Source organism: Saccharopolyspora sp. NPDC050389, assembly GCF_040655595.1.
Lineage (GTDB): Bacteria > Actinomycetota > Actinomycetes > Mycobacteriales > Pseudonocardiaceae > Saccharopolyspora.
The window spans coordinates 1-23530 of record NZ_JBFAKG010000047.1; the positions used below are offsets into that span (position 1 = coordinate 1).

The following is a 23530-nucleotide window of genomic DNA, read 5'->3' on the forward strand; positions in this document are numbered from 1 at the left end:
CCCACCACCACCAACAACAACACCTCCCCATTCACTCTTATTCTTCTTTTATTTTTCGGTTTTTGTTTTTTTTTTCTTTTTTCTTGTTTCAAAAAAAAAAAAAAAAAAAAAACCCCCCCCCCCCCCCACCCCGGGCCCGACGCGATCACCGCTAGCCGAAGTGCCCCGATGAATGGCTGCCCCACGACGACTCCGGCAACCTGCCGCAGAAAGCCGACCACGAACCTGACCCTGCGACGGATCAACCCGAAACCGAACCCCATCAGTCCCAGCGAAGCCGGAAACCGCCGCCCCGCAACGCAAGACGCCGATGTGCCAGCCCCCACCCTCCACCCATCGCGGGGATGGCCCACCCGAGACGGAACCTCCAAAGGTCCCAACCCTGAGCAAAACCCAAACCAAACAACGAAAACCCAACCACGAAAAAAGCCAAAAAAGACAGGCCCCCGGGTAAGAACCCGAGAGCCTGTCCAACCGAACGTCAAGCGGCCCCAACCCCAACGGCAGGCCGCCCACCGTTCGAAGCCGGTAACCCGAGATCCTCGGTAGGAACCCGATAGGTCTCCCTCCCGGTCGCCACGGCAACGGCGTTCAGCACGCAAAGCGCGGCGGTGAACAACGCGACGTTCACCCACCCATCCCGGCCGCCACCAATGGCTTCAGCAATGCTCGGAGAGAACCCGGCCAACGCGAACCCGATCTGAGTGCCGATCGCCATGCCGGACAACCGCACCCGAGCCGGGAACATCTCGCCGTAAAAAGCGGGCCAAATCCCGTTGGTGGCGCTGTAAACCACGCCGAACATCAGGATCCCGGTGGCGAAGATCAGCCCGTAGTTGCCGAGCGACAGCGACCACAGGTACGCCGCCATCAGCACGGCGCATCCAAGGGAGCCACCGATGAACACCGGCTTGCGCCCGACCCGGTCCGCCAGCTTCGCCCACAGCGGGATGGCGAACAGCGCCGCGATGTTGGCCAGCACTCCGACCCACAGGATCGGCGTTTTCGCCAGGCCGACGGTGTTAACCGCGTAGCTGAGCGCGTAGACGGTGAAGATGGTGCTGACCGCCGCGATCACCGAGGCGATCACGACGCGCAGCACGCTGGCCCAGTGATCGCGGAACAGCGGGACGAGCGGTGTCTTGGCCCGCTTCGTCTCGCCCACGGCCACTTCTTGTTCGAAGACCGGTGTTTCGTCGAGCTTCCGGCGGATCAGCAGGCCGGCGACCACCACCACCGCGCTGAGCCAGAACGGCACTCGCCAGCCCCAGGTCAGCAGGTGTTCTTCGGGCAGCGCGGCCACGGGCAGGAAGACCGCGGTCGCCAGGATCTGCCCGGCTTGGGTGCCGCTGAGCGTGAAGCTGGTGTAGTACGCGCGCCGGTCCGGCGGCGCGTGCTCCAGCGACATCGAGTTCGCGCCGGCCTGTTCGCCGGCCGCCGAGAAGCCCTGCATCAGGCGCAGCGTCACCAGCAGGGCCGGCGCGGCCACGCCGATCTGGTGGTACGTCGGCAGGCAGCCGACCAGCACGGTCGACACGCCCATCAGCAGCACCGTGTAGACCAGCACCCGCTTGCGGCCGAAGACGTCGCCGATGTGGCCCAGGACGAAGGCGCCCACCGGCCTGGCGAGGTAGCCGACGCCGAAGGTGGCGAGCGCGAGCAGCGTGCCGGTCGCGGGGGAGGAGGCCGGGAAGAAGATCTTGTTGAAGACCAGCGCGGCGGCGGTGCCGTAGATGAAGAAGTCGTAGTACTCCAGGGCGCTGCCGATCCACGCGGCGACGGCGGCCTTGCGCGGTTTGCCCTGCGTGGCGGTGGAGTGGTCCGTCACTTGTAGCTCCAAGGAGTCCGTGCACCGTTGCTCAGACCGGCGACTTATGAACCATCTAGTTAGTCCCAAAGGGTGAGGGTGTGGCGAGTCACCTGTCAAGGGTGTGTTTCGGGCGGATGTCCTCACGGGCCTGCGGCGACATCCCAGTCAGGGTATCTGACCAGCGAAAATAACGTCCCCGGCGGCGTCAGCGGCGGGCGAAGCCGTCGAGCAGCGCGGCCACGCCGAGGTCGAAGTGCGCGTCGATCCGCGCGCCGTCCGCGCTGCTGGCGAGGAGGTTGTAATCCGGCGAATCGGGTGCCGGTTTGCGGCTGCGCCGGGCTCCGCCGAGCTTGACCACGGCGATGCTGAGCGCGTGGCCCACGGTGAATTCGCGCAGGCAGCGCATCAGCTGCAGGGCGAGCTCGGGCGCGAAACCCGCGTCGCGCAGGGTGGTGATCATCCGCTCGCCGGTGTCGATCGAGGCCGGGGAGCGGACCGGGCGGGTGGCGAAGATCGAAACGGCATGCGGGTGCTCCAGCAGCACGTCCCGCATGCGCCGCGAGAACCGCTCGCACAGCTCGCGCCACGGGCCCTGCCACGGCAGCGCATCCGTGTCGAACTCGGCGAACAGCGCCTCGGCGATGCCGTCGAAGAGCTCTTCCTGGTCGGCGAAGTACCGGTAGACCGCCATCGGGTCCACGTCGAGCTCGGCGCCGAGCTTGCGCATCGAGAACTTGTCCAGCCCGTTGCGGTCGATCAGCGCCAGTGCCACGTCGGCGATGTATTCCCGGCTCAGGGTCGGCCTCGTCGGCCGGGCGCTCTTGCTCACCTGCGGCGTCCTCCTCGTGCTGCGAACCCGTCCAGGATTGCAGTCAGCCGCGCGCTGAACTCGGTCGGCTCCTGCTGGTACGAGGCGTGACCGCCCGGGAATTCCGCGCACGCGATCCCGAGTTCCGCGCCGAGCAGGCGAGCCGGGCGTTCGTAGAACTCGCCGGCGCTGCCGGTGCCGACCGCGAAGCACCACGGTGCGCTCGTGGCGCGCAACGCGTCGACATCGGGCCGGTAGTCGACCAGCACCGGCATCTCGTGCTTCAGCAGCCACTCGGCGTTGCCGATGATCCGTTGCATGCCGCCCGGCTCGCGGCCGCGAACGCGCTGAGCCGCGGAGGCGAGGCGCAGCAGGGCCGCTCCGGCTGCTCGGCCGAATCGTGAGGTGAACAGCCGGGCCCCGGTCCCGGGCATGATCATCGAGGCGAAGCGCAGCCAGCCCGGCAATGCGCCCTCCTCATCGGTGATCCGGCCGACCTCCCGGATGCTCGCGGCCTGCTCGGCCCGGTCGGGGAGCACTCGGATGATCGGCGGCTCGTGCACAACGGCACCGAGCAGTCGATCGTCGTGGTGTGCAAGGAGTTCCAGCGCGATGATGCCGCTGGCGCTGGTGCCGAAGACGTAGGCGCGGTCGATGCCGTGGTGGTCGAGCACGGTGATCACGTCGGCCGCCTGCTGCGCGAGCGAGAAGAGCGTCTCGGACTTGCTGCGCGAGTTGCCGCGCCGGTCGAGCGTGATCACGGTGTACCGGTCGGCGAGCAGCGGGACGACCGCCTCGAACATCTCGGCGTCTCCGCCGCCGCCGGGGACGAGCACCACCGCGGGACCGTGTCCGCTGCGCTCGGTGTGCAGCACGGCATCGGCTGCGGGAACCGGGATGATTTGCGGCTTTTGCGTCATTCCAGAGCCTGTCTGTCTACGTTGTAGATTATGTCTACACTGTAGAACATGCTGAACAGAACGCGGCGCTGGTGGGGCTTCCGGGGCCTGATCACCGCGGCGAGCGGGGCTTACCTGTTGCAGGCGGTGCTGGCGGGCCAGTTCCTCTCCGGCACTTACGCATCGCTGGGCTGGCACCAGATCACCGCGACGTGCACCGACGTACTGCTGGTCTGCGCGATCGCGGTGGCGGCGTCCCTTCGCTGGCCGGACAGCGGGAGGTGGTGGCCGCTGCTGACTTCCGCCGGGTTGTTCCTGGCCTCGCAGGTGCAGACGGCATCCGGCGCGGCGCGACTGCTGGCGGTGCACGTCCCGCTGGCGGTGCTGATCACCATCGCGGCCGTCGTCCTGACGGTGCTCGCCTGGCGGGAGCCGGTCGCGTGAGCGGGCGCATCTCCAGGCGGTCGGTGCTGCTGGGAGCCGGGGCCGCTGCGCTCGCCGGCGGCATCGGGGTGTCGTGGGGCCTGGGCATCGGCGGTTCGTCCTCGACCGGGTCGCTGCTGCGCAGTGCGCTTCCGCTCCCGCGGCCGTTCCAGCTTCCACTTGCCGTTCCGCCGGTGCTGCAACCGGTCCGCTCGACGGCGGGTGAGGACTTCTACGAGATCACGCAGCGCGTCGCGGACGTCGAGATCCTCCCGGGCGTTCGCACGCAGATCTGGGGCTACGAAGGGATTTTCCCCGGTCCCACCATCGTCTCCCGGTGTGGCCGGCGGACGATCGTGCGGCATCGCAACGAACTGCCGGTGCCGACCGTGGCTCACCTCCACGGCGGGCGGACCTCGCCCGAGCACGACGGGTACCCGACCGACCTGGTGCTGCCGCGAGGCTGGCACCACGGCGGTCACCACAGCGGTCACCACGGCGGCGACCTGTCGATCGGCGAGCGCACCTACGAGTACGACATGGACCAGCGCGCGGCGACGCTGTGGTACCACGACCACCGCATGGACTTCACCGGCCCGAGCGTCTGGCGCGGCCTGGTCGGGCTGCACCTGGTGACCGATGACGAGGAGCGTGCCCTGGAACTCCCCGACGGCGACCGCGACCTGCCGCTGGTGATCTGCGACCGGTCCTTCGCCGCGGACGGCTCGTTCGCGTATCCCAGCGTGGACCCGGCCCTGGTCGCGACTCCCGGAGTGCACTCGCCGTATGAGGCAGGCGTGCTCGGCGACGTGCTATTGGTGAACGGAATCCCTTGGCCCACAACGGAAGTCGACGCCACCCGTTACCGCCTTCGGCTGCTGAACGCGTCCAACGCCCGGCGCTACCGGCTCCGCCTGGACCCGCCCGCGCCGCTGGTGCAGATCGGTTCCGACGGCGGGCTGCTCGAACGGCCCATGACGCACCGGCACCTCGACGTGGCTCCGGCCGAGCGCTTCGAGGTGGTCGTGGACTTCGGCACCCATCCGGTCGGTCAGCGGGTGCGGCTGCTCAACGACTTCGGTCACGGGAGCACCGCCCAGGTCATGGAGTTCCGGGTCGCGCGCACCGCGCCCGACCACAGCCGGGTGCCGGAGCGGCTCAGCGAGATCCCGCCGCTGGATCCGGCGGCCGCCGCTACCGTGCGCGACGTGGTGTTCCAGTCGAAGGCGATCGGGCAGGTGCACGGCTGGACCATCAACGGCGAACCGTTCGCCCCGGACCGGAACCACGCCGAGCCGCGGTTCGGGGACGTGGAGATCTGGAACCTCCACGGCGACTTCCACCATCCCGTGCACCTGCACCTGGTCCACTTCCAGGTGCTGGGGCGCGGGAACGGGGGGCCCGGGCCGTGCGACGGCGGCTGGAAGGACACCCTCGACCTGCGGCCGGCCGAAGCGGCCCGGATCATCACCAGGTTCGACGGCTACCGCGGTCGGTACGTCTTCCACTGCCACAACCTGGAGCACGAGGACATGATGATGATGGGGAACTTCGCGGTGTGGTGATCAGGTCGCGGTGAGGTAGTCGAGCACCAGGTCGCCGAGCATCTTGCGGTAGTGGTCGCGGCGGGCCGGGTCGAGCATGTCGCGCTTGAAGATCGCCTGGAACGTGTAGCGGTTCGCGGTGCGGAAGACGCAGAACGAGCTGATCACCATGTGCACGTCCAGGGCGTCGGCGTCGGTGCGGAACTGCCCGGCCGCCCGGCCGCGCTCCAGGATGCGGCCGAGCACGTCCAGCGCCGGGGTGGCCAGGCCGGGCAGCAGCTCGGATTTGGCCAGGTGTTCGGCGCGGTGGATGTTCTCGATGCTGACCAGGCGGAGGAAGTCCGGGTGCGACTCGTGGTGGTCGAAGGTCAGCTCGGCGAGCCGCCGGATCGCCTCGACGGGATCCAGGTCGTCGACGTCGACCTCGCGCTCGATGCCGCGGATCACCGAGTACGCGTTCTCCAGCGCGGCGAGGTAGAGCTGCTCCTTGCCGCCGAAGTAGTAGTAGATCATCCGCTTGGTGGTGCTGGTGCGGGCGGCGATCTCGTCCACGCGGGCGCCGGCGTAGCCCTTGTCGGCGAATTCCTCGGTGGCCACCTCGAGGATCTCCGCGCGCGTCCGCTCGGCATCGCGGTGCCGGACTTCCCTGGTGTCGGACGTCGGTGCTGCCACGGCGCTCCCTCGAGGTTTGGGCTCGGGCCCACTGTAGTGCAGCGGCCCTTCCCGGATCGGAGCTTCCGGCCTACTATTAACTAGCTGGTTCGTTAATTAGAAGGAGCTCAGGTGCGCAACCAGGACGGCTACCTCGTCGGGCTCATCGGTTCGGGCATCGGCCCGTCGCTGAGCCCGCCGCTGCACGAGCGCGAGGCCGACGAGCTCGGGCTCCGGTACCTCTACCGCCGGTGGGATCTGGACGTGCTGGGCAAGCCGGCGTCGGCGATAGGTGAGCTGCTGGCCGCCGCCCGAACCGCCGACTACGACGGGCTCAATATCACGCATCCGTGCAAGCAGGCGGTCATCGAGCACCTCGACGAGCTCTCGCCGGACGCCGTCGAGCTGGGTGCCGTCAACACGGTCGTCTTCGCCGACGGCCGCGCCATCGGCCACAACACCGACTGCTCCGGTTTCGCCCGCAGCTTCAGCCGCGGCCTGCCGGACGCCCCGGTGGATCGGGTCGTGCTCCTCGGCGCGGGCGGTGCCGGTGCCGCGGTGGCGCACGCGATGCTGACCTTGGGCACCGGAGTGCTCCGCGTGCTCGACGTCGACCCGCGCCGCAGCGAGGCGCTGGCCGAGTCGCTACGCACGCGCTTTGGCGCCGACCGCGCCGAAGCCGCCCGGCTGGATTCCGCGGCGGAGGCGCTGGCCTGGGCGGACGGCTTCGTGCACGCCACGCCGACCGGGATGGCCGCGCACCCCGGCCTGCCGGTGCCCGCCGAGCTGCTGCGCCCCGAGCTGTGGGTGGCCGATGTCGTCTACCGGCCGCTGGAGACCGAACTCGTCGCCACCGCGCGGGCGAACGGCTGCCGGGTTCTCGACGGCGGCGGCATGGCGGTGTTCCAGGCCGTCGACTCGTTCCGGTTGTTCACCGGCGTCGAGCCGGACGCCGGGCGGATGCTCCGCCACTTCGCCGAGCTCGCCGGAGGTGTGCATGTCCACGGCTGACGCCCGAAGAGTGATCGCCACCGTCTGCCTGTCCGGCACCTTGGAGGACAAGCTGGCCGCCGCCGCGGCGGCCGGGTTCGACGGCGTCGAGATCTTCGAGAACGACCTGATCGCCTCCGCCGCAACGCCGGCCGAGATCCGGCGGCGCTGCGCCGATCTCGGGCTGACCATCGATCTCTACCAGCCGTTCCGGAACTTCGAGGCGGTCCCGCCGGACGTGCTGCGGGCCAACCTCCGGCGGGCCGAGCGCAAGTTCGACGTGATGGAGCAGCTCGGCGCCGATCTGGTGCTGGTGTGCTCGACGGTCTCGCCGGACGCGGTGGACGACGACGAGCTGGCCGCCGAGCAGCTGCGCCTGCTCGCCGAGCGCGCCGCCGCGCGCGGCATGCGCATCGCCTACGAGGCGCTGGCGTGGGGCCGGTTCGTCAACACCTACGACCACTCCTGGCGGATCGTGCGCCGCGCCGACCATCCGGCGCTCGGGCTGTGCCTGGACAGCTTCCACGTGCTGTCGCGGGGCAGCGATCCGACGCTGATCCGCACCATCCCCGGCGAGAAGCTGTTCTTCCTGCAGCTGGCCGACGCGCCGCGGCTGGACATGGACGTGCTGCAGTGGAGCCGGCACCACCGGCTGTTCCCTGGGCAGGGCTCGTTCGACCTGCCGACCTTCGTCGGCAACGTGCTGTCCACCGGCTACCCCGGGCCGCTGTCGCTGGAGGTGTTCAACGACGTCTTCCGGCAGGCCGACCCGAAACCGGCGGCGGTGGACGCGATGCGGTCGCTGCGGCTGCTGGAGGAGCAGCTCGGGATGCCGGTCGCCGCACCGGCACCGGAGCTCGCCGGCTGCGCCTTCGCGGAACTGGCCGTCGACGAGATCGCCTCGGCCCGGCTCGCCGACGCGCTCACGGCGCTCGGCTTCTCGCTCACCGGAAAGCACCGGAGCAAGCCGGTGCAGCTGTGGGAGCAGGGCGGCGCGCGGGTGCTGCTGAACGCCTCGTCATCCACATCGGACTCCGCGGCGATCGGTGCGCTGGCGGTGGAAAGCGCCGACCCGGGACGATCTGCGCAGCGGGCGGATGCGATGGAGGCGCCGATCCTGCCGCGCTCGCGCGGGCCGGAGGAAGCCAACCTGGCGTCTGTGGCGGCGCCGGACGGCACGGAGGTGTTCTTCTGCGACGCCGAGAGCTGGCTCTCGGACTTCCCCAGCGCGGAGGCCTCGGCGGAACGAGGGCTGGGCATCACTGGCATCGACCACGTCGCGCTGACACAGCCGTTCGACCACTTCGATGAGGCGACGCTGTTCTACCGCTCGGTCCTCGGGCTGGAGCCGGAGCCGATCGTGGAGTACGCGGCGCCGTTCGGAATGGTGCGCAGCCGGGCGGTGCTCAACTCGTCCGGCACGGTGCGAATCGCGTTGAACGGCACCCTGGTGCGCCGTGGCGAATGGGCGCCGGCGGTCCGCGACCCGCAGCACATCGCGTTCACCTGCGAAGACGTGCTGGCCGCGGCGCGCACCCTGCGCGAGCGAGGAGCACCGGTGCTGCGGATCCCGGACAACTACTACGACGACCTCGACGCACAGCTGAACCTGGACGCGGATCTCCTGGCCGAGCTGCGGGCGAATTCGGTGCTCTACGACCGGGACGAGCACGGCGAGTACCTGCATCTGTTCACGGAACTGTTCGGCGCGCGGATCTTCTTCGAGCTCGTCCAGCGCATCGGCGCCTACGCCGGATATGGCGTGGCGAACGCGTCGGTCCGGATGGCCGCCCACCGCAGGCAGCGCCTGGCCGGCGCCGAGGGCTGACACCGGCAGGGCGGAGGTGGAGTGAACGGCCCGTTCGCCTCGCTAGACGAGGCGAACAGGCCGTTCACTCCAACACGATCGGGATCAGGTGAGGTCGTCGAACTCGCCGGCCTTGACGCCCTTGATCCAGGCGGAGATTTCCGCGCGGGTGAAGAGGATGGTGCCTGCGTCGGGTGCGTTGCTGTTGCGGATCGCGACACGTCCGTCGGGTAGTGCAGCGGCTTCGACGCAGTTCCCGCTTCCGTTGCCGCCGGTTCCTGAGAAGCTGCTCTTGCGCCATTCGACCTGGTGTAAGAGTCGGTCTGTAGCCACCGGGGCCTCCTAGCGACGGCGCTCAACTGTACTTTCGGGCAGCCTGTGCAAGTCGTTCGGCTGATTTCGCAGGCGAAAGAGCTCGCTCCGTGAGAATACCGAAGCGAAGCGTGTACTCCCTTACTGCATCTCGATCCTCGATGTAGACCATGCGTCCTGGTGCTTCAGCTAGTCCGAAGTCTGGAACCGGGTCGGGTAGCGACAGGATGGCGAACGGTCCGTCGATGGCTGGGCTTGCTCCTGCGGTCATGGGCAGGACTTGGATGGTGATGTGCTCCTTTTCGCCCTCTTCGAGGAGTCTTTCGAGCTGGCGGCGCATGACCGGGTTCGTGCCGATGGGGCGTTCGAGGACCGCCTCTTCGATGATGGCGTGCAGCTTCATCGGGTTCTGCTTGGTGAGGACCTGTTGGCGGGCCATTCGGGCGAGCACTCGTCGCTCGATGACGTCGGCCGCGACACCTGGGCTTCCGCCGGTCATGACGGCTCGGGCCCACTCCTGGGTTTGCAGCAGGCCGGGTACGACCATCGTCTCGAACTGCCGTTGCGCGACGAGTTCGGCTTCGACGTTGAGCACGGCGTGGAAGTCCTGCGGCAGTTCCCGTTGAAAGGCGAGCCAGTAGCCGCGCTCGCTCGCGGTTGACGCCAGCCCCAGCAGCCAGTTCCGCAGATCTTCGTCGGCAACCCGGTAGAGGTCGAGGAGTTGTTCGACCTCACGGGCTTTCACGCCCTGGTCACGTGTTTCGATGCGTTGGAGCTTGGAGCGCGACCATTTTCCCGGTTGGCCCTTGAGCTCCTCGGCGGCCTCGGTCATCGTCAGGCCCGCCTGCTCGCGGAGCTGGCGCAGGCTTTCGGTCAGCTGCCAGCGCCGAACCGTAGCGCTGGCGACTTCACCCGTGTCCTGGCTCATGCCTCTCCTTCGTGGACTCGATCAGGCGAAATCCGTGGGTACCCACTTGAAAAAGTGGGTACCCAGATCGATTCTAACTACTGTCAGTGCACGATCAAGTGCGGGAGGTAGCGATGGTAGTCGGCGCTGGTCAGGGGTCTTCGTTCGAGTCCGGGCTGGTGGGCTCGTTGCCGGAGGCGGAGTTCGCCGCGTTGGTGCAGGAAGAGGCCGACGGCTCGCCGCCTCGGGTGTTCGCGTTGGTGGAGGAGCACGGGGAGCGCGTGGACTGCGAGATCTTCGCCTGGGGCTTGGAGTTCGAGCAGCGCGCTTCGGTCTTCGACCTCGACGGCATGCTCTGGGCGAGGTGCGCTTCGGCCGATGGCGCGCATGCGCTGTTCTCCCGGATCCGCAACGTGCGGCTCGCTTGGCCTTCCGAGACGGTGCCGCGCCCGCGGGGTTGATCCGGCGGCCGGTCGGTTGCCTGCGGTTGGGCGATGATTGCCGGGCTTCTCTCGCGCAGACTGGGACGAATCCCGCAATGGCGCGAGAGGAGCCCGGCTTTGGTGTCTCGCGATATCTCCCGTCGGACCTTCTTAACAGCATCCGTGCTGGCTGTGGGCGTGGGCGCGGCTTCACCTGCCGGTGCCTCGCCGGGCCGCTGCGGGGACCATCCCTGGTGCGCGCCGGGACTCTCGCCCGACGAGCGTGCGAACCTGCTGCTGCGCGAGCTGACCCTGCCGGAGAAGATCTCCCTGCTCGGCGGCGACGAGCTGGGCGGCGGGGCTGGTTTTCCTGGCACCCACACCGGGACCGGGCACGGCGTCGAGCGGGTTGGGATGCCCACCGTGCGCTACGGCGACGGGCCGATCGGGGCCCGGCAGGGCAACGGTACCGCCATGCCCGCCACCATCGCGCTGGCCGCCACCTTCGATCCCGACGCCGCATTCCACTATGGAGCGACCGTCGCCAACGAGATCAAGTGCAAGGGCAACGACGTCGTCTTCGGGCCAACCGTGGACATCGTGCGCACGCCGTTGGCCGGGCGCATGTTCGAAGGTTTCGGTGAAGATCCATACCTGACGAGCCGGTTGGGCGTCGCGTGGATCAACGGCGCGCACGGCGAGGGCTTGATCGTCTGCGTCAAGCACTTCGCCGCGTACAACCAGGAAGGCGTGCTCGGTGTCGTCGGTTCGCGGATGACCTACAACGCCGTCGTCGACCAGCGCACCCTTCGCGAGATCCACCTGCCGCCGTTCGAAGCCGCGGTCCGCGAGGCCGGTGCCGGGGCCGTGATGGGTTCCTACAACCGGCTCAACGGGCAGTACGCCTGCGAGAACCAGTGGCTGCTCAACGATCTGCTGAAGCACGAGTGGGGGTTCCCCGGCTACACGATCGCCGACTACGCCGCCACCCGGAACACCGCGAACTCGCTGACCAACGGCCTGGACTTCGAGCCGTGGCCGGCGTTGGTGTACTCACCTCCGGCGATCTCCGCCGCGTTGGCGACGAGCCAGGCGAGTACCGCGGACGTCGATGACCACGTGCGGCGCATCCTGCGGACGATGTTCGCCCACGGCCTCTTCGGCCGGCCGCCGTTCCCGGACGACGACGCGCTGATCGACCAGGACGGGCATCTGGCGACGGCCACGCGCATCGCGGAGCAGGGGATAACGCTGCTGGCCAACGACGGGCTACTGCCGTTGGACGCGAATTCGTTGCAGGGAAAGAAGATCGCGTTGATCGGTGACGCGGCCGACCGGTTCGTGCAGGGCGGTGGATCGTCATCGGTCACGCCGTTCACCTTCGTCACGCCCCGGCACGGCATCGAGCAGCGCGCAGGCTCGGAGATCACCGTCGCCTACCATCCCGGCCGGGTGCCGGAGGCCGCGGCAGCCGCAGTGCGCGACGCCGACATCGCCGTCGTGTTCGCGGCCGATCTTCAGTCGGAGTTCGTGGACAAGACCGGGCTCGACATCGACGCCGGGTTGCTGTCGTTCCCGCCGCCGGGCACGGGGAATCCGTTCGTCGACCAGGACGCGGTGATCGCGGCGGTGCTGGCCGCGAATCCGAACACCGTGGTGGTGCTGGAAACCGGGGGACCGGTGCTGACGCCGTGGCGGCATCGCGCCCGCGCATTGGTGCAGGCGTGGTATCCAGGCGCGGGTGGCGGCGCGGCGCTGGCTCGGGTGCTGTTCGGCGACGTCGATCCGGGTGGGCGGCTGCCGGTGACCTTCCCGGAGCGGGAAGCCGACCTGCCGACCGCCGGAGACCCGGAGATGTATCCGGGAGTCGGCGAGGACGTGCACTACAAGGAAGGCGTGTTCGTCGGCTACCGGCATTACGACGCGGCTGGGATCGAGCCCGCATTCCCGTTCGGGCACGGCCTGTCCTACACCACGTTCGACTATCGCGACCTGCGCGTGGACGGCATGTCGGTGAGCTTCAGCGTGACCAACACCGGCCGTCGGCGGGGCTTCGCCGTCCCGCAGCTGTACCTCGGCCTGCTGTCGCCCGGTCCCGGCGTCCGCCAGCCGCCGAAGCAGCTCAAGGGCTTCCGCAAGATCTCCTTGGCGGCGGGCGAAACGACGCGGGTGACCTTCGCTCTGACCGAGCGAGATCTGTCGTATTGGGACGAAACCAGGGGTACCTGGCGGATCTCGCCCGGCCGCTACACCGTCATGGTCGGCGATTCCTCCCGGGACATCCGCCTGAGCACCTGAGTCACGCCGGTTCTCCGCTTTGCGGGCATTGCCGGATGACGCTGCCGGGGTTCGGCGCCGCCGCGCGGAAGTTGCCCGTGGTGCTGCTGAGCAATGGTGCGCCGGATGAGGTCCGGGGCTACCTGGACCGGCCGAAGCCGGGAATTGACCGGCGGATCCGAATCGGCCGTTTGGTCCTCTGTGGGCGGACATCGCCAAAATGGGTAGCAAGATCGCCGAAATTCCACCGACGTGCGGTCGGGGCGGCGGCGCGCGGCGCACGTCCGGTCGTAGATTGGATGTCGGCGAGCGGACCCCGACGGGTCGCACCGCCGATCCACGGCCGGGGAGGAACACGGTGGTCCAGCAGGAGGAGACCGCGCGCCGGTGGCGCAGCAGAATGCCGAGCATCACCGCCGGCACAGTGCTCGTAGTGGCGCTGCTGTGCGTGGGCTCGGCGGTCGGCCTGGCGCTTTTCGGGAATGTGCAACCGGTGCGCAGGTTCGTCGACAACGTGCTGTTCCCGGCGCCGCCGAACATCGCGTACGCCGCGTTCCTGGCGGTGCTGGCGGCCGCGCTGAAGCGCCGCAAGCGGCTCGCGCTGTGGATCCTGGTGGGCATCCTGGCGCTGCAGGTGATCGGCGACATCGTGGTGCTCGTGGTGCTGGGCGATCACATCGAGGCGCTGTGGATGGACGAGCTGGGCGCCCGCTACCACGTGCCGATCGACCACGTGTGGATCTTCAGCACCAACATCGTCGTCTCGGCGCTGGCGTTCGTGCCGCTGTGGCTGGCGCGCGGCGAGTTCTACGGCCGCGCCAAACGCGGCAGCGGCTACCAGGCGGCGGTGGTGTTCGCGCTGCTCATCGCCACGTTCGTGGGCCTCGGCTACGCCCTGGTCTCGCTGTTCCCGGGTTCGCTGCGGGGCGCGCAGGCGCGGCTGACGTGGACCGTCGAGCGGGTGCTCGGCGGCGCGATCGACTTCACCGTCACCGGCGTCGGGCACGCGCCCGGCTGGGTCAACTTCGTCCTCGGCCTGTTCGGCACGGCCGCCCTGTTCACCGCCCTGTTCCTGCTGCTGCGCGCGCAGCGGCTGGCCGCCGCCCTGCGCCCGGACGAGGAGCAGCAGGTCCGGCGGCTGCTCGCCGAGCACGGCGAACGCGACTCGCTGGGCTACTTCGCCACCCGCCGCGACAAGGCGGTGCTGTTCTCCGACAGCGGCAAGGCCGCGATCACCTACCGGGTCGTCGCCGGGGCCTGCCTGGCCAGCGGCGACCCGCTGGGCGACGCGGAGGCCTGGCGGCCGGCGATCGACAAGTGGCTGGCGATGTGCCGGGAGTACACCTGGACGCCGGCGGTGATGGGCGTCAGCGAACCCGGCGCCACGGCGTACGCCCGCGCCGGGATGAAGGTGCTGCAGCTCGGCGACGAAGCCGTGGTGCACGTCGCGGAGTTCGGCCTGGACGGCCGGGACATGCGGCCGGTGCGGCAGGCGGTGAACCGGGTCGAGAGGGCCGGGCACACCGCCCGCATCCGGCGGCACCGGGAGGTGCCGGAGGCGGAAATGGCCGAGATCGCGCGGCTGGCGGAGGCTTGGCGCGACACCGAGAGCGAACGCGGCTTCTCGATGGCGCTCGGGCGGCTCGGCGATCCGCAGGACGGTGACTGCGTGCTGGTCGAGGCGGTGAGCGATCGCGGCGAGCCGGTGGCGCTGCTGTCGCTGGTGCCGTGGGGCCGCAACGGGCTGTCGCTGGACGTCATGCGCCGCGACCGCGACGCGGACAACGGCGTCGTCGAGTTCATGGTCAGCTCGCTGGCGCAGGCGGCGCCGCGGCTCGGAGTGGAGCGGATCTCGCTGAACTTCGCGATGTTCCGCGCCGCGTTCGAGGAGGGCGCGCGCATCGGCGCCGGGCCGGTGCTGCGGGCCTGGCGAGGGCTGCTGCTGTTCTTCTCCCGGTGGTGGCAGCTGGAGTCGCTGTACCGGTCGAACGTCAAGTACCGGCCGCACTGGTTCCCGCGCTACGTGGCGTTCGCCGAACGGCGCGACCTCGCGCGGGTCGGCATCGCCTCGGCGATCGCGGAAGGTTTCCTGCCCGCGTCGCGACATAAGTCCACATCGGACGAATCGGTGGAAGTTCCGGTGCCGCAGCCGAAAGGTGCGGAGCAGCAGCGCGCCGGAACGCAACAGCAGCAGGTTCGGCGGGACAAGCTGGACGCCCTGCACGCCGCCGGTGTCGAGCCCTACCCGGTGGCGGTGCCGCGCACCGAGCACTGCCGGGCAGTCACCACCCGCCATCGGGATCTCCTGCCGGATGCCAGGACCGACGAGCGCGTCTCGGTGGCCGGGCGCGTGGTGCTGCTGCGCGATCACGGCGGCGTGTGCTTCGCGACGCTGCGGGACTTCTCCGGCGACCTGCAGGTCATGCTCACCACCAAGGACTCCGGGGCCGAGCTGCAGCAGGCGTGGCGGCAGCAGGTGGACATCGGCGACCAGGTGTCGGTGACCGGTGAAGTCGTTGCGTCGCGGCGCGGCGAGGTGTCGGTACTGGCGGCCGACTGGCGGCTGGCGGCGAAGTGCCTGCACCCGCTGCCGGACAAGCACCGCGGCCTGGTCGATCCCGAGGCCCGGGTCCGGCAGCGCCACGTGGACCTGATCATGCGCCCGGGTGCCCGCGACGCCCTGCGCGCCCGCGGCGCCGCGGTGCACGCGTTGCGGGAAACGCTGGTGCGATCGGATTTCCTCGAGGTCGAGACGCCGATGCTGCAGCCGGTGCACGGCGGCGCCAACGCGCGGCCGTTTACCACCCACAGCAACGCCTACGACATGCGCCTGTACCTGCGGATCGCGCCCGAGCTGTACCTGAAGCGGCTGTGCGTGGGCGGCGTGGAGCGGCTGTTCGAGATCGGCCGCAACTTCCGCAACGAAGGCGTGTCGCACAAGCACAACCCCGAGTTCACGATGCTGGAGGCGTACCAGGCCTTCGGCGACTACACGACGATGCGGGAGCTGTGCCGGAACCTGGTGCTGGCCGCCGCCACCGCCGCGCGCGGCGCGCCCACGGCGATCGGCCCGGACGGCGAGTTCGGGCTCGACGGCGACTGGCCGGTAGTGCCGGTCAACGACGCGGTCTCGGCGGCGCTCGGCGAGGAGATCACCGCCGACACCGAGCTGCCGCGCCTGCGGAAGCTGTGCGACGCCGCGTCCGTGCCGTACGAGGCGCACTGGGAGCGCGGCGCGGTGCTGCTGGAGATGTACGAGCGGCTGGTGGAGTCCAGCACCGCCGAACCCACCTTCTACACCGACTTCCCGGCCGACGTGTCGCCGCTGACCCGGCCGCACCGGGCCGATCCGCGGCTGGCGGAGCGCTGGGACCTGGTCGCGTTCGGCACCGAGCTGGGCACCGGCTACTCCGAGCTGGTCGACCCGATCGAGCAGCGCCGCCGGCTCACGGAGCAGTCCCTGCACGCCGCCGGCGGCGACCCGGAGGCGATGGAACTCGACGAGGACTTCCTCGCCGCCCTCGAATACGCGATGCCGCCCACCGGCGGCCTGGGGCTGGGCGTGGACCGGCTGATCATGCTGCTCACCGGCGGGTCGATCCGGGAAACCCTGGCCTTCCCGCTGGTCAGGACGGATCTCGCCGGTCGGCGATGAGCCGCTTTCGTTTCTGCTGCTCAGGACCCGTGCGCGTTTTTGGTTGCTATGGCGACACAAAACGCGCACGGGCTTTGACCTGCGGGTCCTGTCAGGGGCGCGCCGGTGGTTGGCCCGAGGTGAAGTTCTCGGCGGCGAAGGCCAGCAGGTAGGGCAGGCCGATGCGGGCCGTGCGCCAGGTGTGCCATTCGCCCGGTTCGGCGCGTACCGCGACCGTCGCGCCGCGCGCGGCGAGCTGGTCGCCGAGCCGGTTGGCGAGGTCGACGTCGGAGTGCGCGACGACGCCGGCGTGCAGCATCACCGCGAGCGGCCGCGTCACCGGCAGCGTCGGCAGGTACTCGCGCGGCGTGTTCGCCCGCAGCAGGTCGGGATGGCCGTCGAGCAGCGTCGTGCCGGGATCGTCGTAGGGTTCCGTCGCGAGGATCACCGAGTAGGTGTTCTGGTTGCGCAGTCCCAGGTTCAGCGCGCAGAACGCGCCGCCGCTCATGCCGCCGATCGCCCGGTCGCCCCGGTCCGGCAGGGTGCGGAACCTGGCGTCGATCTCCCGCGGCACGGTCGTCGTGAGGTAGGACTCCAGCTGCGGGCCGCCCGGCACGTTCAGGCATTCCCAGTCGGTGCCGGTGCCCGCGGTGGCGTCCACCGCCACGACGATCATGGGCCGCGCGGCGTGCGCGTCGGCCAGCGCCTGCATGGTCTGCGCCGCGCCACCCGGGCCCAGCCAGTCGTCCGGGCCGCCGCTGGGATAGCCGTGCACGAGGTACACCACCGGATACCGCTCGGCGGAGCGAGCCGGATCGTCGTAGCCCGGCGGCAGCAGCACCCGGGTTCGGCCGGTCGGGACGCCGAGCCGAGGATCGGGCAGCGAGACGTCGGTCACCCGCACGCCGCCCGGCACCGGATCCGGCTCCGCAGCGGCCGGTTCGGCGTCGCCGTTGCCGCCGCTGGCGAGCATCAGCAACCGGCCGAAGTCGTCGAACGACCGGACGTAACCGACATAGCTGTTGACGCCCGCCGCGCACGTCAGCACCGCGAGCAGAACCGGGACGACTACGGAGATCCGGCGCATTCGCCGCCGTTTCACGACCACGATCGCGCCGACGGTCAGCAGCGCGAGCACCGCCACCAGCACCACGGATTCCAGCGGGCTTCGCCCGCCCGCCTGTTCGGTGACCGAAGCGGGCAGCTGCGGTCCCGGGCCTATGCCACTCGTCAATGCCACGCGCACGAGTTCGATTATCACCCACCGGGCGAAATCGCCGTGCTGATAGGTGTTTTCGACGGTATGGTCCGGTTTTTGCGTTTCGTGCTGGGAAAATCCCGGTACGCTGTCGAGCGTCCACTTCGGTCGGTGTCGGAATTCTGGGAGGTTGCCGGAAATGCGGTGGATCGCCGATTTCTGCGCGGATCTCTCACTCGTCGACTGGTGCCCGCTGCGCGCGCTGTTGCTCGCCGTGGCGCTGCTGTCGCTCGTGGTCCTGGTGTGGCGGTTCCGGGACCGGGCGATGCGCGTGGTGCTCATCCCGCTCGTGGTGGCGTTGTTCGCGGTGAACGCCCTGGTTGGGGTGAACGCGTATTTCGGGTATTACCTCACGCTCTCCCAAGCGCTCGGAGTGGCCGGGGAGAGTAGGGGCTCGCTGGCGATGCTCAACGCCCAGGTGACACCGCCGGAGTCCGGCATGGTGGTCACCGTCGACATCCCCGGGCGCGCCTCGGGATTCCAGGCGCGCCCGGCGAACGTGTACCTGCCGCCGGCGTGGTTCGCCAAGCCCCGCCCGAAGCTGCCGGTGATCGTCCTGCTGCACGGCACTCCCGGCGGCCCGCCGGACTGGCTGGACGGCGGCGAAGCGCAGCAGACCGCCGACCGGTGGGCGGAGCAGCATGGCGGTGTGGTGCCGATCGTGGTGATACCGGACGTCAACGGCGGCGTCTTCGACGACACCGAATGCGTCGACGGCGTCCGCGGCAACGCCGAGACCTACCTGACCACCGATGTGCCCCGCTTCGTGCGCAACCGGTTCCTCGCCCGGGATCCCGGCCCGGACTGGGCGGTGGCCGGGCTCAGCGAAGGCGGCAGCTGCGCGATCATGCTCGCGTTGCGCCATCCCCGGCTGTTCGGGACGTTCGCGGACTTCGGCGGGCTGCTCGGCCCGCGCGATGGCGACACCAACGACCCGGCCGGGACCGCGGCCGCGCTGTTCGGCGGCTCGCAGCCGGAATTCGACGCCCACGAACCGTCCTGGCTGCTGACCCACGGCAGGTTCCCCGGACTGCACGGCTTCTTCGCGGTCGGCGCCAACGATCCGGAACCGCGAGCGGCCGTGCAGAGGCTCGCCGAGCTGTCCCGCCTGGCCGGGATCGACACCGAACTGGTGGTGATTCCCGGCGGCGAGCACACCTTCGACGTCTGGCGCACGGCCTTCGCCGACGCCCTGCCCTGGATCTCCGGTCGCCTGGCCCCAGGATGAACCGCTCATGAGCACTTTGGACCGCTATAGCGGCTGTTTGGGATGTGGTGACGTGCGGATGTGGTAACGCGGGGTTTTGTCTTTGAAGCGGCGCAGCCGCTTAGCCCACCTACCAACCGGCACCGCCGCGGGTTCTCAGAGGTCTTCTCGCGAGGACAACCCCGACGTGGTGAATTGGCATTCATGATGTCGGGGATCCCACAGCGAGAAGGCCTCTGAGGTTCCGCCACCCGCACCGCTATGCAGGACGAGTTTGGAAACAGCCTCTATAACAATCCAAAACGCTCACGAGAGTTGCGCGGCCGGAACGGAGCGAGTGCAGGCTCGGAGCCCATCGGTGAGCAGCTCGCGGTCGAGGTTTCGGCCGATGAACACGACCTTGCTGCCTCGCGCGTCCCGGCCCCAGGGATCGGCCGGGCGGAGCTCGAAGATCCGGTGGATGCCTTGCAGGACGTGGCGCCGCGCGTCGCCGCGGACCGCGACGACGCCCTTGAGCCGGTACAGGTCGTCGCCGTGCTCGGCCGTCAGCTCGGACAGCCAGGAGCGCAGGGCGGCCTCGTCGAAGTCGTCCGCCAGCTCGACGCCGACGGAGGTCACCGCCGGGTCGTGGAAGTGCTCCTGCTCGTCCAGCCAGGCCGGGTGCACGATGCGGTTGAACGCGCCGACGCCGAGGATGTCGGCCAGGTCGACCTGCGAGTAGCTGGACGTGATGATCTCGGCGGTCGCGTTGATGCCACGCAGCCGCTGGCGCACCGCCGCCACGCCGGCGTCGTCGACGAGGTCGACCTTGTTGAGCACCAGCCGGTCGGCGAAGGCGATCTGGTCGACCGCCTGGTGGCCGACGCCGTCCGGCCCGGCCTCGTCGAGGTGCTGATCGATGTGCTTGGCGTCGACGAGCGTCACGATGGCGTCCAGCGCGAAGTGCTCGGTGACCTCGTCGTCGACGTAGAAGGTCTGCGCCACCGGGTTCGGGTCGGCCAGGCCGGTCGTCTCGATCAGCACCCGGTCGATCTTGTCTTTGCGTTCCACCAGTTTCCGCAGCGTGTCGACGAGATCGGTGCGGGCCGTGCAGCAGATGCAGCAGCCGTTGCTGAGCTCGAAGAACTGCTCGTCGGAGCGCAGCACCAGCGCGTCGTCGATCGGGATCTCGCCGAACTCGTTCTCGATGACCGCGATGCGGTGCCCGTGCTCGGCGGTGAGGATGTGGTTGACCAGCGTCGTCTTCCCGGCGCCGAGGAAGCCGGTCAGCACGGTCACGGGAATCTTGCTCATTGTTCTCCTCCTGTGGTGCCCAGCAGTCGGCGGGCGTTGGTGCGGGCGGATTCGGAGACCACGATGCGGTCGCCGGCGAAGTCGGGGCCGCGGGTCGCGTCCAGCCCCATCCGGGAGGTGGTGCCGCCGGGATCCGACGAGGGATCCAGCGGCGATCCCGGAAGTCCGTCCACCACGAACAGGTCGCGGTGCGGTTGGAAGTGCGTGGCCAGCGCCCAGAGCACCTCGGCGTCGGAGGTGACGTCCACGTCGGTGTCCACGGCGACGGCCGTCTTCACGTACGGGTCCCAGCCGAGCAGGCCGAGCAGCACCTGCCGGGCCTGGCCGGGGCGCGATGGGCGCAGGGCGACGTAGCAGTGGAAGTGCGTGCCCGAAGTGGGGTAGTGCACGGCGGTGACGTCTGGGAAGCGGTCCTTGAGCTTCTCGGCGAGTTCGGATTCGCGCGGGACGCGCGCCAGGTTCAGGTGATCCGCGGTGTTCCCGCCCTCGACGTCGATGAGCATCGCGTCGCGGCGGCGCAGCACGGTCTCCACGCGCAGCACGTTGTTGGTGGAGCGGTGCGACGAGTAGCCGGAGAACTCGCCGAACGGGCCTTCTTCGGCGTGCAGTTTCGGATCGATGGTGCCTTCCAGCACGAAATCCGCCCACGCCGGGACGCCGATGCCGTGCCGAGGCGTGCGCACCACCTCCAGCGGCTCGCCGAACAGCCCGCCCGCCACGGCTCGTTCATCCACATCGGACGGAACGCGGGCCGAGGCGGCGAGCATGAACAGCGGGTGCCCGCCGATGACCATCGCGACCGGCATCGGCCTGCCGAGCTCGGCGTACTTGGCCAGCAGCCGCCACAGGTCGCCGCGGGAGTGCAAGCTGGTGGCGAGCTCGGTGGGGGAGTGCACCATCGACCGGTGGTAGCTCATGTTCCCCACCCCGGTGTCCGGATCCTCGGCGATCACGATCCCGCTGGTGATGTAGGGCGCGCGGTCGGAGGCGAAGTGCCGGAGCATCGGCACCGCCGAGAGGTCCACATCGGACGATGCGATCTCGGTGACCGGCCCGGCGTCCACGACGCGCGGCGCCAGCGGCCGGGAGGCGCGCGACTGGTACGCCTCGTGCAGCCCCGAAGGCTCGACGCCGAGGATGCGGGATATCCGCCGCCGCGAGGCGAAGACGTTGCTCACCACCGGCGTCTCCACGCCATCGACCTTGTTGCACACCAGCATCTCGTCGCGGCCGCGCGCGATGAGCTCGTAGATCAGCCCGGTGACGCCTTCCTCGGCGGGCACCGGCTCGTCGATCACGAGGACGTCGTCGGGATGCTCGCGGCGGTAGTCCGTGAGGAAGGCGTGCGCATCCTGGCGCGGGGAGAGGTTCACCGGAGGGCTCCTAGCTCTTGACGGGGTCCTTGCCAACGCGGGAACAGGTCGTGGTCGATGCCGAACTGGTCGAGGATCTTGCCGCTGATGTGCGCCAGCAGGTCGTCGACCGAGTCGGGCCGGTGGTAGAACGCGGGCATCGGCGGCAGCACCACCGCGCCGGCTTCGGTGACCGCGACCATGTTGCGCAGGTGCACCAGGCTCAGCGGGGTCTCGCGGGTGACCAGCACCAGCCGGCGGCGCTCCTTCAGGCACACGTCCGCGGCGCGGGTCAGCAGGTCGTCGCTGTAGCCGTGCGCGATGCCGGCCAGCGTCTTCATCGAACACGGCACCACGACCATGCCCATGGTGGGGAAGGAGCCGGAGGCGATGCTGTCGGCGATGTCGCCGCGCTGGTGGCACACGTCGGCCAGCGCGGCGACATCGGCGGGCCGCAGCCCGGTTTCCAGCTCGATGGTGCGGTGCGCGGCGCGCGAGACGACCAGGTGCGTCTCGACCGCGCCGAGCTGCCGCAGGCTGGTCAGCAGGTGGATCGCCAGCTGCGGCGCGCTGGCGCCGGTCACGCCCACGACGAGTCGGTCACGCATGCTTGCCTTCCCGGAGGTGGAACAGGGCGTTGAGCACCACCGCGAGCACCGTTCCGGTGGCCACGCCGCTGTGCAGGAAGACCTGCGCGACGAACGGCAGCTGGTGGTAGAACTCCGGCGCGCCGGAGGGCACGAGGCCGATGCCCAGCGACACCATCACGATGATCAGGTTGCCCGACGCTTTGAAGTCCACTTTGGACAGGAGTTCGATGCCGGACACGGTGAGGGCGGCGAAGGTGACCACCGCGACGGCGCCGATCACCGGCTGCGGGATCGCCGCTACCAGCCGGCCGATCGGCTGGATCACGCCCAGCAGCACCAGGATCACGCCGCCGACGGCGACCGGGTACCGGCTGCGCACCTTCGTGAGGGCGATCAGGCCGATGTTCTGGCCGAAGGTGGTGTAGGCGAAGCCGCTGAAGACGCCGCTGAGCGCGGTCAGCAGCCCGTCCACCCGCAGCAGCCTGCTGATCTCGGCGGGCCCGACCTCGCGGCCGACCACCTGGCCGACGGCCAGCCCCTGCCCGGACGCCTCCACGGTCAGCACCAGCACGACGATGAAGAACAGCAGGATCGACGGGATGTCGAACTGCAGCGGGCCGTAGTGGAACGGCTGCGGCACGCCGATCACCGGCCCGGCGCCGACCTCGGACAGGTTCCCGGCGCCGAACAGCCAGCCGACGGCCGCGGCCACGATCAGCGCCAGCAGCAGCGAGATCTGCCCCAGCAAACCCTTCAGGAACCGGGAGAACAGCACCACCAGCAGCACGGTGAACCCGGCGAGCAGGAGGTTGCCCGGCGCGCCGTAGCCGGGCGCGTCGGGATCCTTGCCGGCGATCAGCCGCAGCCCGACCGGGATCAGCGTCAGGCCGATCAAGGTGATGACGGTGCCGGTGACCACGGCGGGGAACAGCCGCAGCAGGCTGCCGAAGAACGGCGCCAGCAGCACCCACAGGATCCCGGCCACCAGCAGCGAACCGTAGACCGTCGGCAGGCCCTTGGTCTGGCCGATCAGGATCATCGGCACGATGCCGTTGGAGGCGGCGCCGACCACCAGCGGCATCCGGATGCCGAACTTCCACAGGCCCAGCGACTGCAGGATGGTGCCGATCCCGGCCAGCACCAGGTCGATGCACACCAGCGTGGCGATCTCGTCCTGGTCGAGGCCGAGCGCGGCGCCGACGACCATCGGCACCACGACCACCCCGGCGTACATCACCAGCACGTGCTGCAGGCCCAGCAGGATCGTGTGCCCCCACGGCGGCCGGTCGTCGACTCCCATGTCCGATGTGGACTGCTCCGGTTCGTTGCGCACCATGTCCGACCGT

General features: G+C 69.5%; 20 protein-coding genes. 8 read left to right on the forward strand and 12 right to left on the reverse strand.

The features are described from left to right. From AB0I53_RS27845 to AB0I53_RS27860, 4 genes are all read right to left on the reverse strand, one after another. The coding region (locus AB0I53_RS27845) for a hypothetical protein (RefSeq protein ID WP_358608991.1) at positions 1-221 on the reverse strand (221 nt) is incomplete at its 3' end. Positions 222-481: 260 nt separating this feature from the next. Beyond that, the gene (locus AB0I53_RS27850) at positions 482-1828 is read right to left on the reverse strand and encodes an MFS transporter (protein ID WP_358608994.1); all 1347 of its coding nucleotides are present in this window, start codon (positions 1826-1828) and stop codon (positions 482-484) included. A gap of 187 nt (positions 1829-2015) precedes the next feature. Beyond that, entirely contained in the window at positions 2016-2639 is a 624-nt protein-coding gene (locus AB0I53_RS27855) for a TetR/AcrR family transcriptional regulator C-terminal domain-containing protein (protein ID WP_358608996.1), read from the reverse strand. After that, on the reverse strand, positions 2636-3538 hold the full coding sequence (locus tag AB0I53_RS27860; RefSeq protein WP_358608999.1) for an alpha/beta hydrolase: 903 nt from the start codon (positions 3536-3538) through the stop codon (positions 2636-2638). Before AB0I53_RS27860 ends, AB0I53_RS27855 begins: the two co-directional genes overlap by 4 nt. A gap of 48 nt (positions 3539-3586) precedes the next feature. Between AB0I53_RS27860 and AB0I53_RS27865 the strand changes: the two genes are divergently transcribed. Then, a complete protein-coding gene (locus AB0I53_RS27865; protein WP_358609001.1) occupies positions 3587-3961 on the forward strand; it encodes a hypothetical protein in 375 nt (124 codons plus the stop codon). After that, positions 3958-5505, forward strand: coding sequence for a multicopper oxidase family protein (locus tag AB0I53_RS27870; RefSeq protein ID WP_358609004.1), 1548 nt, complete (start codon positions 3958-3960; stop codon positions 5503-5505). The genes AB0I53_RS27865 and AB0I53_RS27870 overlap by 4 nt, the downstream gene beginning before the upstream one ends. On the opposite strand, the gene AB0I53_RS27875 is transcribed toward AB0I53_RS27870, so the two are convergent. After that, entirely contained in the window at positions 5506-6156 is a 651-nt protein-coding gene (locus AB0I53_RS27875; RefSeq protein WP_358609007.1) for a TetR/AcrR family transcriptional regulator, read from the reverse strand. A 111-nt stretch (positions 6157-6267) separates the two neighbouring features. Here AB0I53_RS27875 and AB0I53_RS27880 point away from each other — a divergent pair, with 111 nt between their 5' ends. Then, the gene (locus tag AB0I53_RS27880) at positions 6268-7146 is read left to right on the forward strand and encodes a shikimate dehydrogenase (RefSeq protein ID WP_358609010.1); all 879 of its coding nucleotides are present in this window, start codon (positions 6268-6270) and stop codon (positions 7144-7146) included. After that, the gene (locus AB0I53_RS27885; RefSeq protein ID WP_358609013.1) at positions 7133-8953 is read left to right on the forward strand and encodes a TIM barrel protein; all 1821 of its coding nucleotides are present in this window, start codon (positions 7133-7135) and stop codon (positions 8951-8953) included. Before AB0I53_RS27880 ends, AB0I53_RS27885 begins: the two co-directional genes overlap by 14 nt. Before the next feature lie 84 nt (positions 8954-9037). Here the strand turns inward: AB0I53_RS27885 and AB0I53_RS27890 are convergent, their stop codons facing one another. After that, entirely contained in the window at positions 9038-9265 is a 228-nt protein-coding gene (locus AB0I53_RS27890) for a DUF397 domain-containing protein (protein ID WP_358609016.1), read from the reverse strand. Positions 9266-9287: 22 nt separating this feature from the next. Next, positions 9288-10172: a helix-turn-helix transcriptional regulator gene (locus AB0I53_RS27895; protein WP_358609019.1), complete on the reverse strand. Its 885-nt coding sequence runs from the start codon at positions 10170-10172 to the stop codon at positions 9288-9290. Positions 10173-10285: 113 nt separating this feature from the next. Here AB0I53_RS27895 and AB0I53_RS27900 point away from each other — a divergent pair, with 113 nt between their 5' ends. The 3 genes from AB0I53_RS27900 (at position 10286) to lysX (ending at position 16505) form a co-directional block, all read left to right on the forward strand. After that, entirely contained in the window at positions 10286-10612 is a 327-nt protein-coding gene (locus tag AB0I53_RS27900; protein ID WP_358609022.1) for a hypothetical protein, read from the forward strand. Between the two features lie 102 nt (positions 10613-10714). Continuing rightward, entirely contained in the window at positions 10715-12871 is a 2157-nt protein-coding gene (locus AB0I53_RS27905) for a glycoside hydrolase family 3 C-terminal domain-containing protein (protein ID WP_358609185.1), read from the forward strand. A gap of 337 nt (positions 12872-13208) precedes the next feature. Continuing rightward, positions 13209-16505 (forward strand): bifunctional lysylphosphatidylglycerol synthetase/lysine--tRNA ligase LysX, encoded by a 3297-nt coding sequence (gene lysX, locus AB0I53_RS27910; protein WP_358609024.1) that lies wholly within the window; start codon positions 13209-13211, stop codon positions 16503-16505. Positions 16506-16596: 91 nt separating this feature from the next. On the opposite strand, the gene AB0I53_RS27915 is transcribed toward lysX, so the two are convergent. Further along, on the reverse strand, positions 16597-17724 hold the full coding sequence (locus AB0I53_RS27915; protein ID WP_358609027.1) for an alpha/beta hydrolase-fold protein: 1128 nt from the start codon (positions 17722-17724) through the stop codon (positions 16597-16599). 157 nt (positions 17725-17881) lie between these two features. Between AB0I53_RS27915 and AB0I53_RS27920 the strand changes: the two genes are divergently transcribed. Next, positions 17882-18970, forward strand: coding sequence for an alpha/beta hydrolase-fold protein (locus tag AB0I53_RS27920; RefSeq protein ID WP_358609030.1), 1089 nt, complete (start codon positions 17882-17884; stop codon positions 18968-18970). A gap of 285 nt (positions 18971-19255) precedes the next feature. Here the strand turns inward: AB0I53_RS27920 and AB0I53_RS27925 are convergent, their stop codons facing one another. From AB0I53_RS27925 to AB0I53_RS27940, 4 genes are read right to left on the reverse strand one after another with little or no spacing between them, the layout of a single operon-like run. Further along, positions 19256-20242: a GTP-binding protein gene (locus tag AB0I53_RS27925; protein ID WP_358609033.1), complete on the reverse strand. Its 987-nt coding sequence runs from the start codon at positions 20240-20242 to the stop codon at positions 19256-19258. Next, positions 20239-21615 (reverse strand): UbiD family decarboxylase, encoded by a 1377-nt coding sequence (locus AB0I53_RS27930; protein WP_358609036.1) that lies wholly within the window; start codon positions 21613-21615, stop codon positions 20239-20241. Before AB0I53_RS27930 ends, AB0I53_RS27925 begins: the two co-directional genes overlap by 4 nt. Next, positions 21612-22202, reverse strand: coding sequence for a UbiX family flavin prenyltransferase (locus AB0I53_RS27935; RefSeq protein ID WP_358609039.1), 591 nt, complete (start codon positions 22200-22202; stop codon positions 21612-21614). The genes AB0I53_RS27930 and AB0I53_RS27935 overlap by 4 nt, the downstream gene beginning before the upstream one ends. Continuing rightward, on the reverse strand, positions 22195-23520 hold the full coding sequence (locus tag AB0I53_RS27940; protein ID WP_358609042.1) for a nucleobase:cation symporter-2 family protein: 1326 nt from the start codon (positions 23518-23520) through the stop codon (positions 22195-22197). Before AB0I53_RS27940 ends, AB0I53_RS27935 begins: the two co-directional genes overlap by 8 nt. Between the last annotated feature and the right edge of the window lie 10 nt (positions 23521-23530).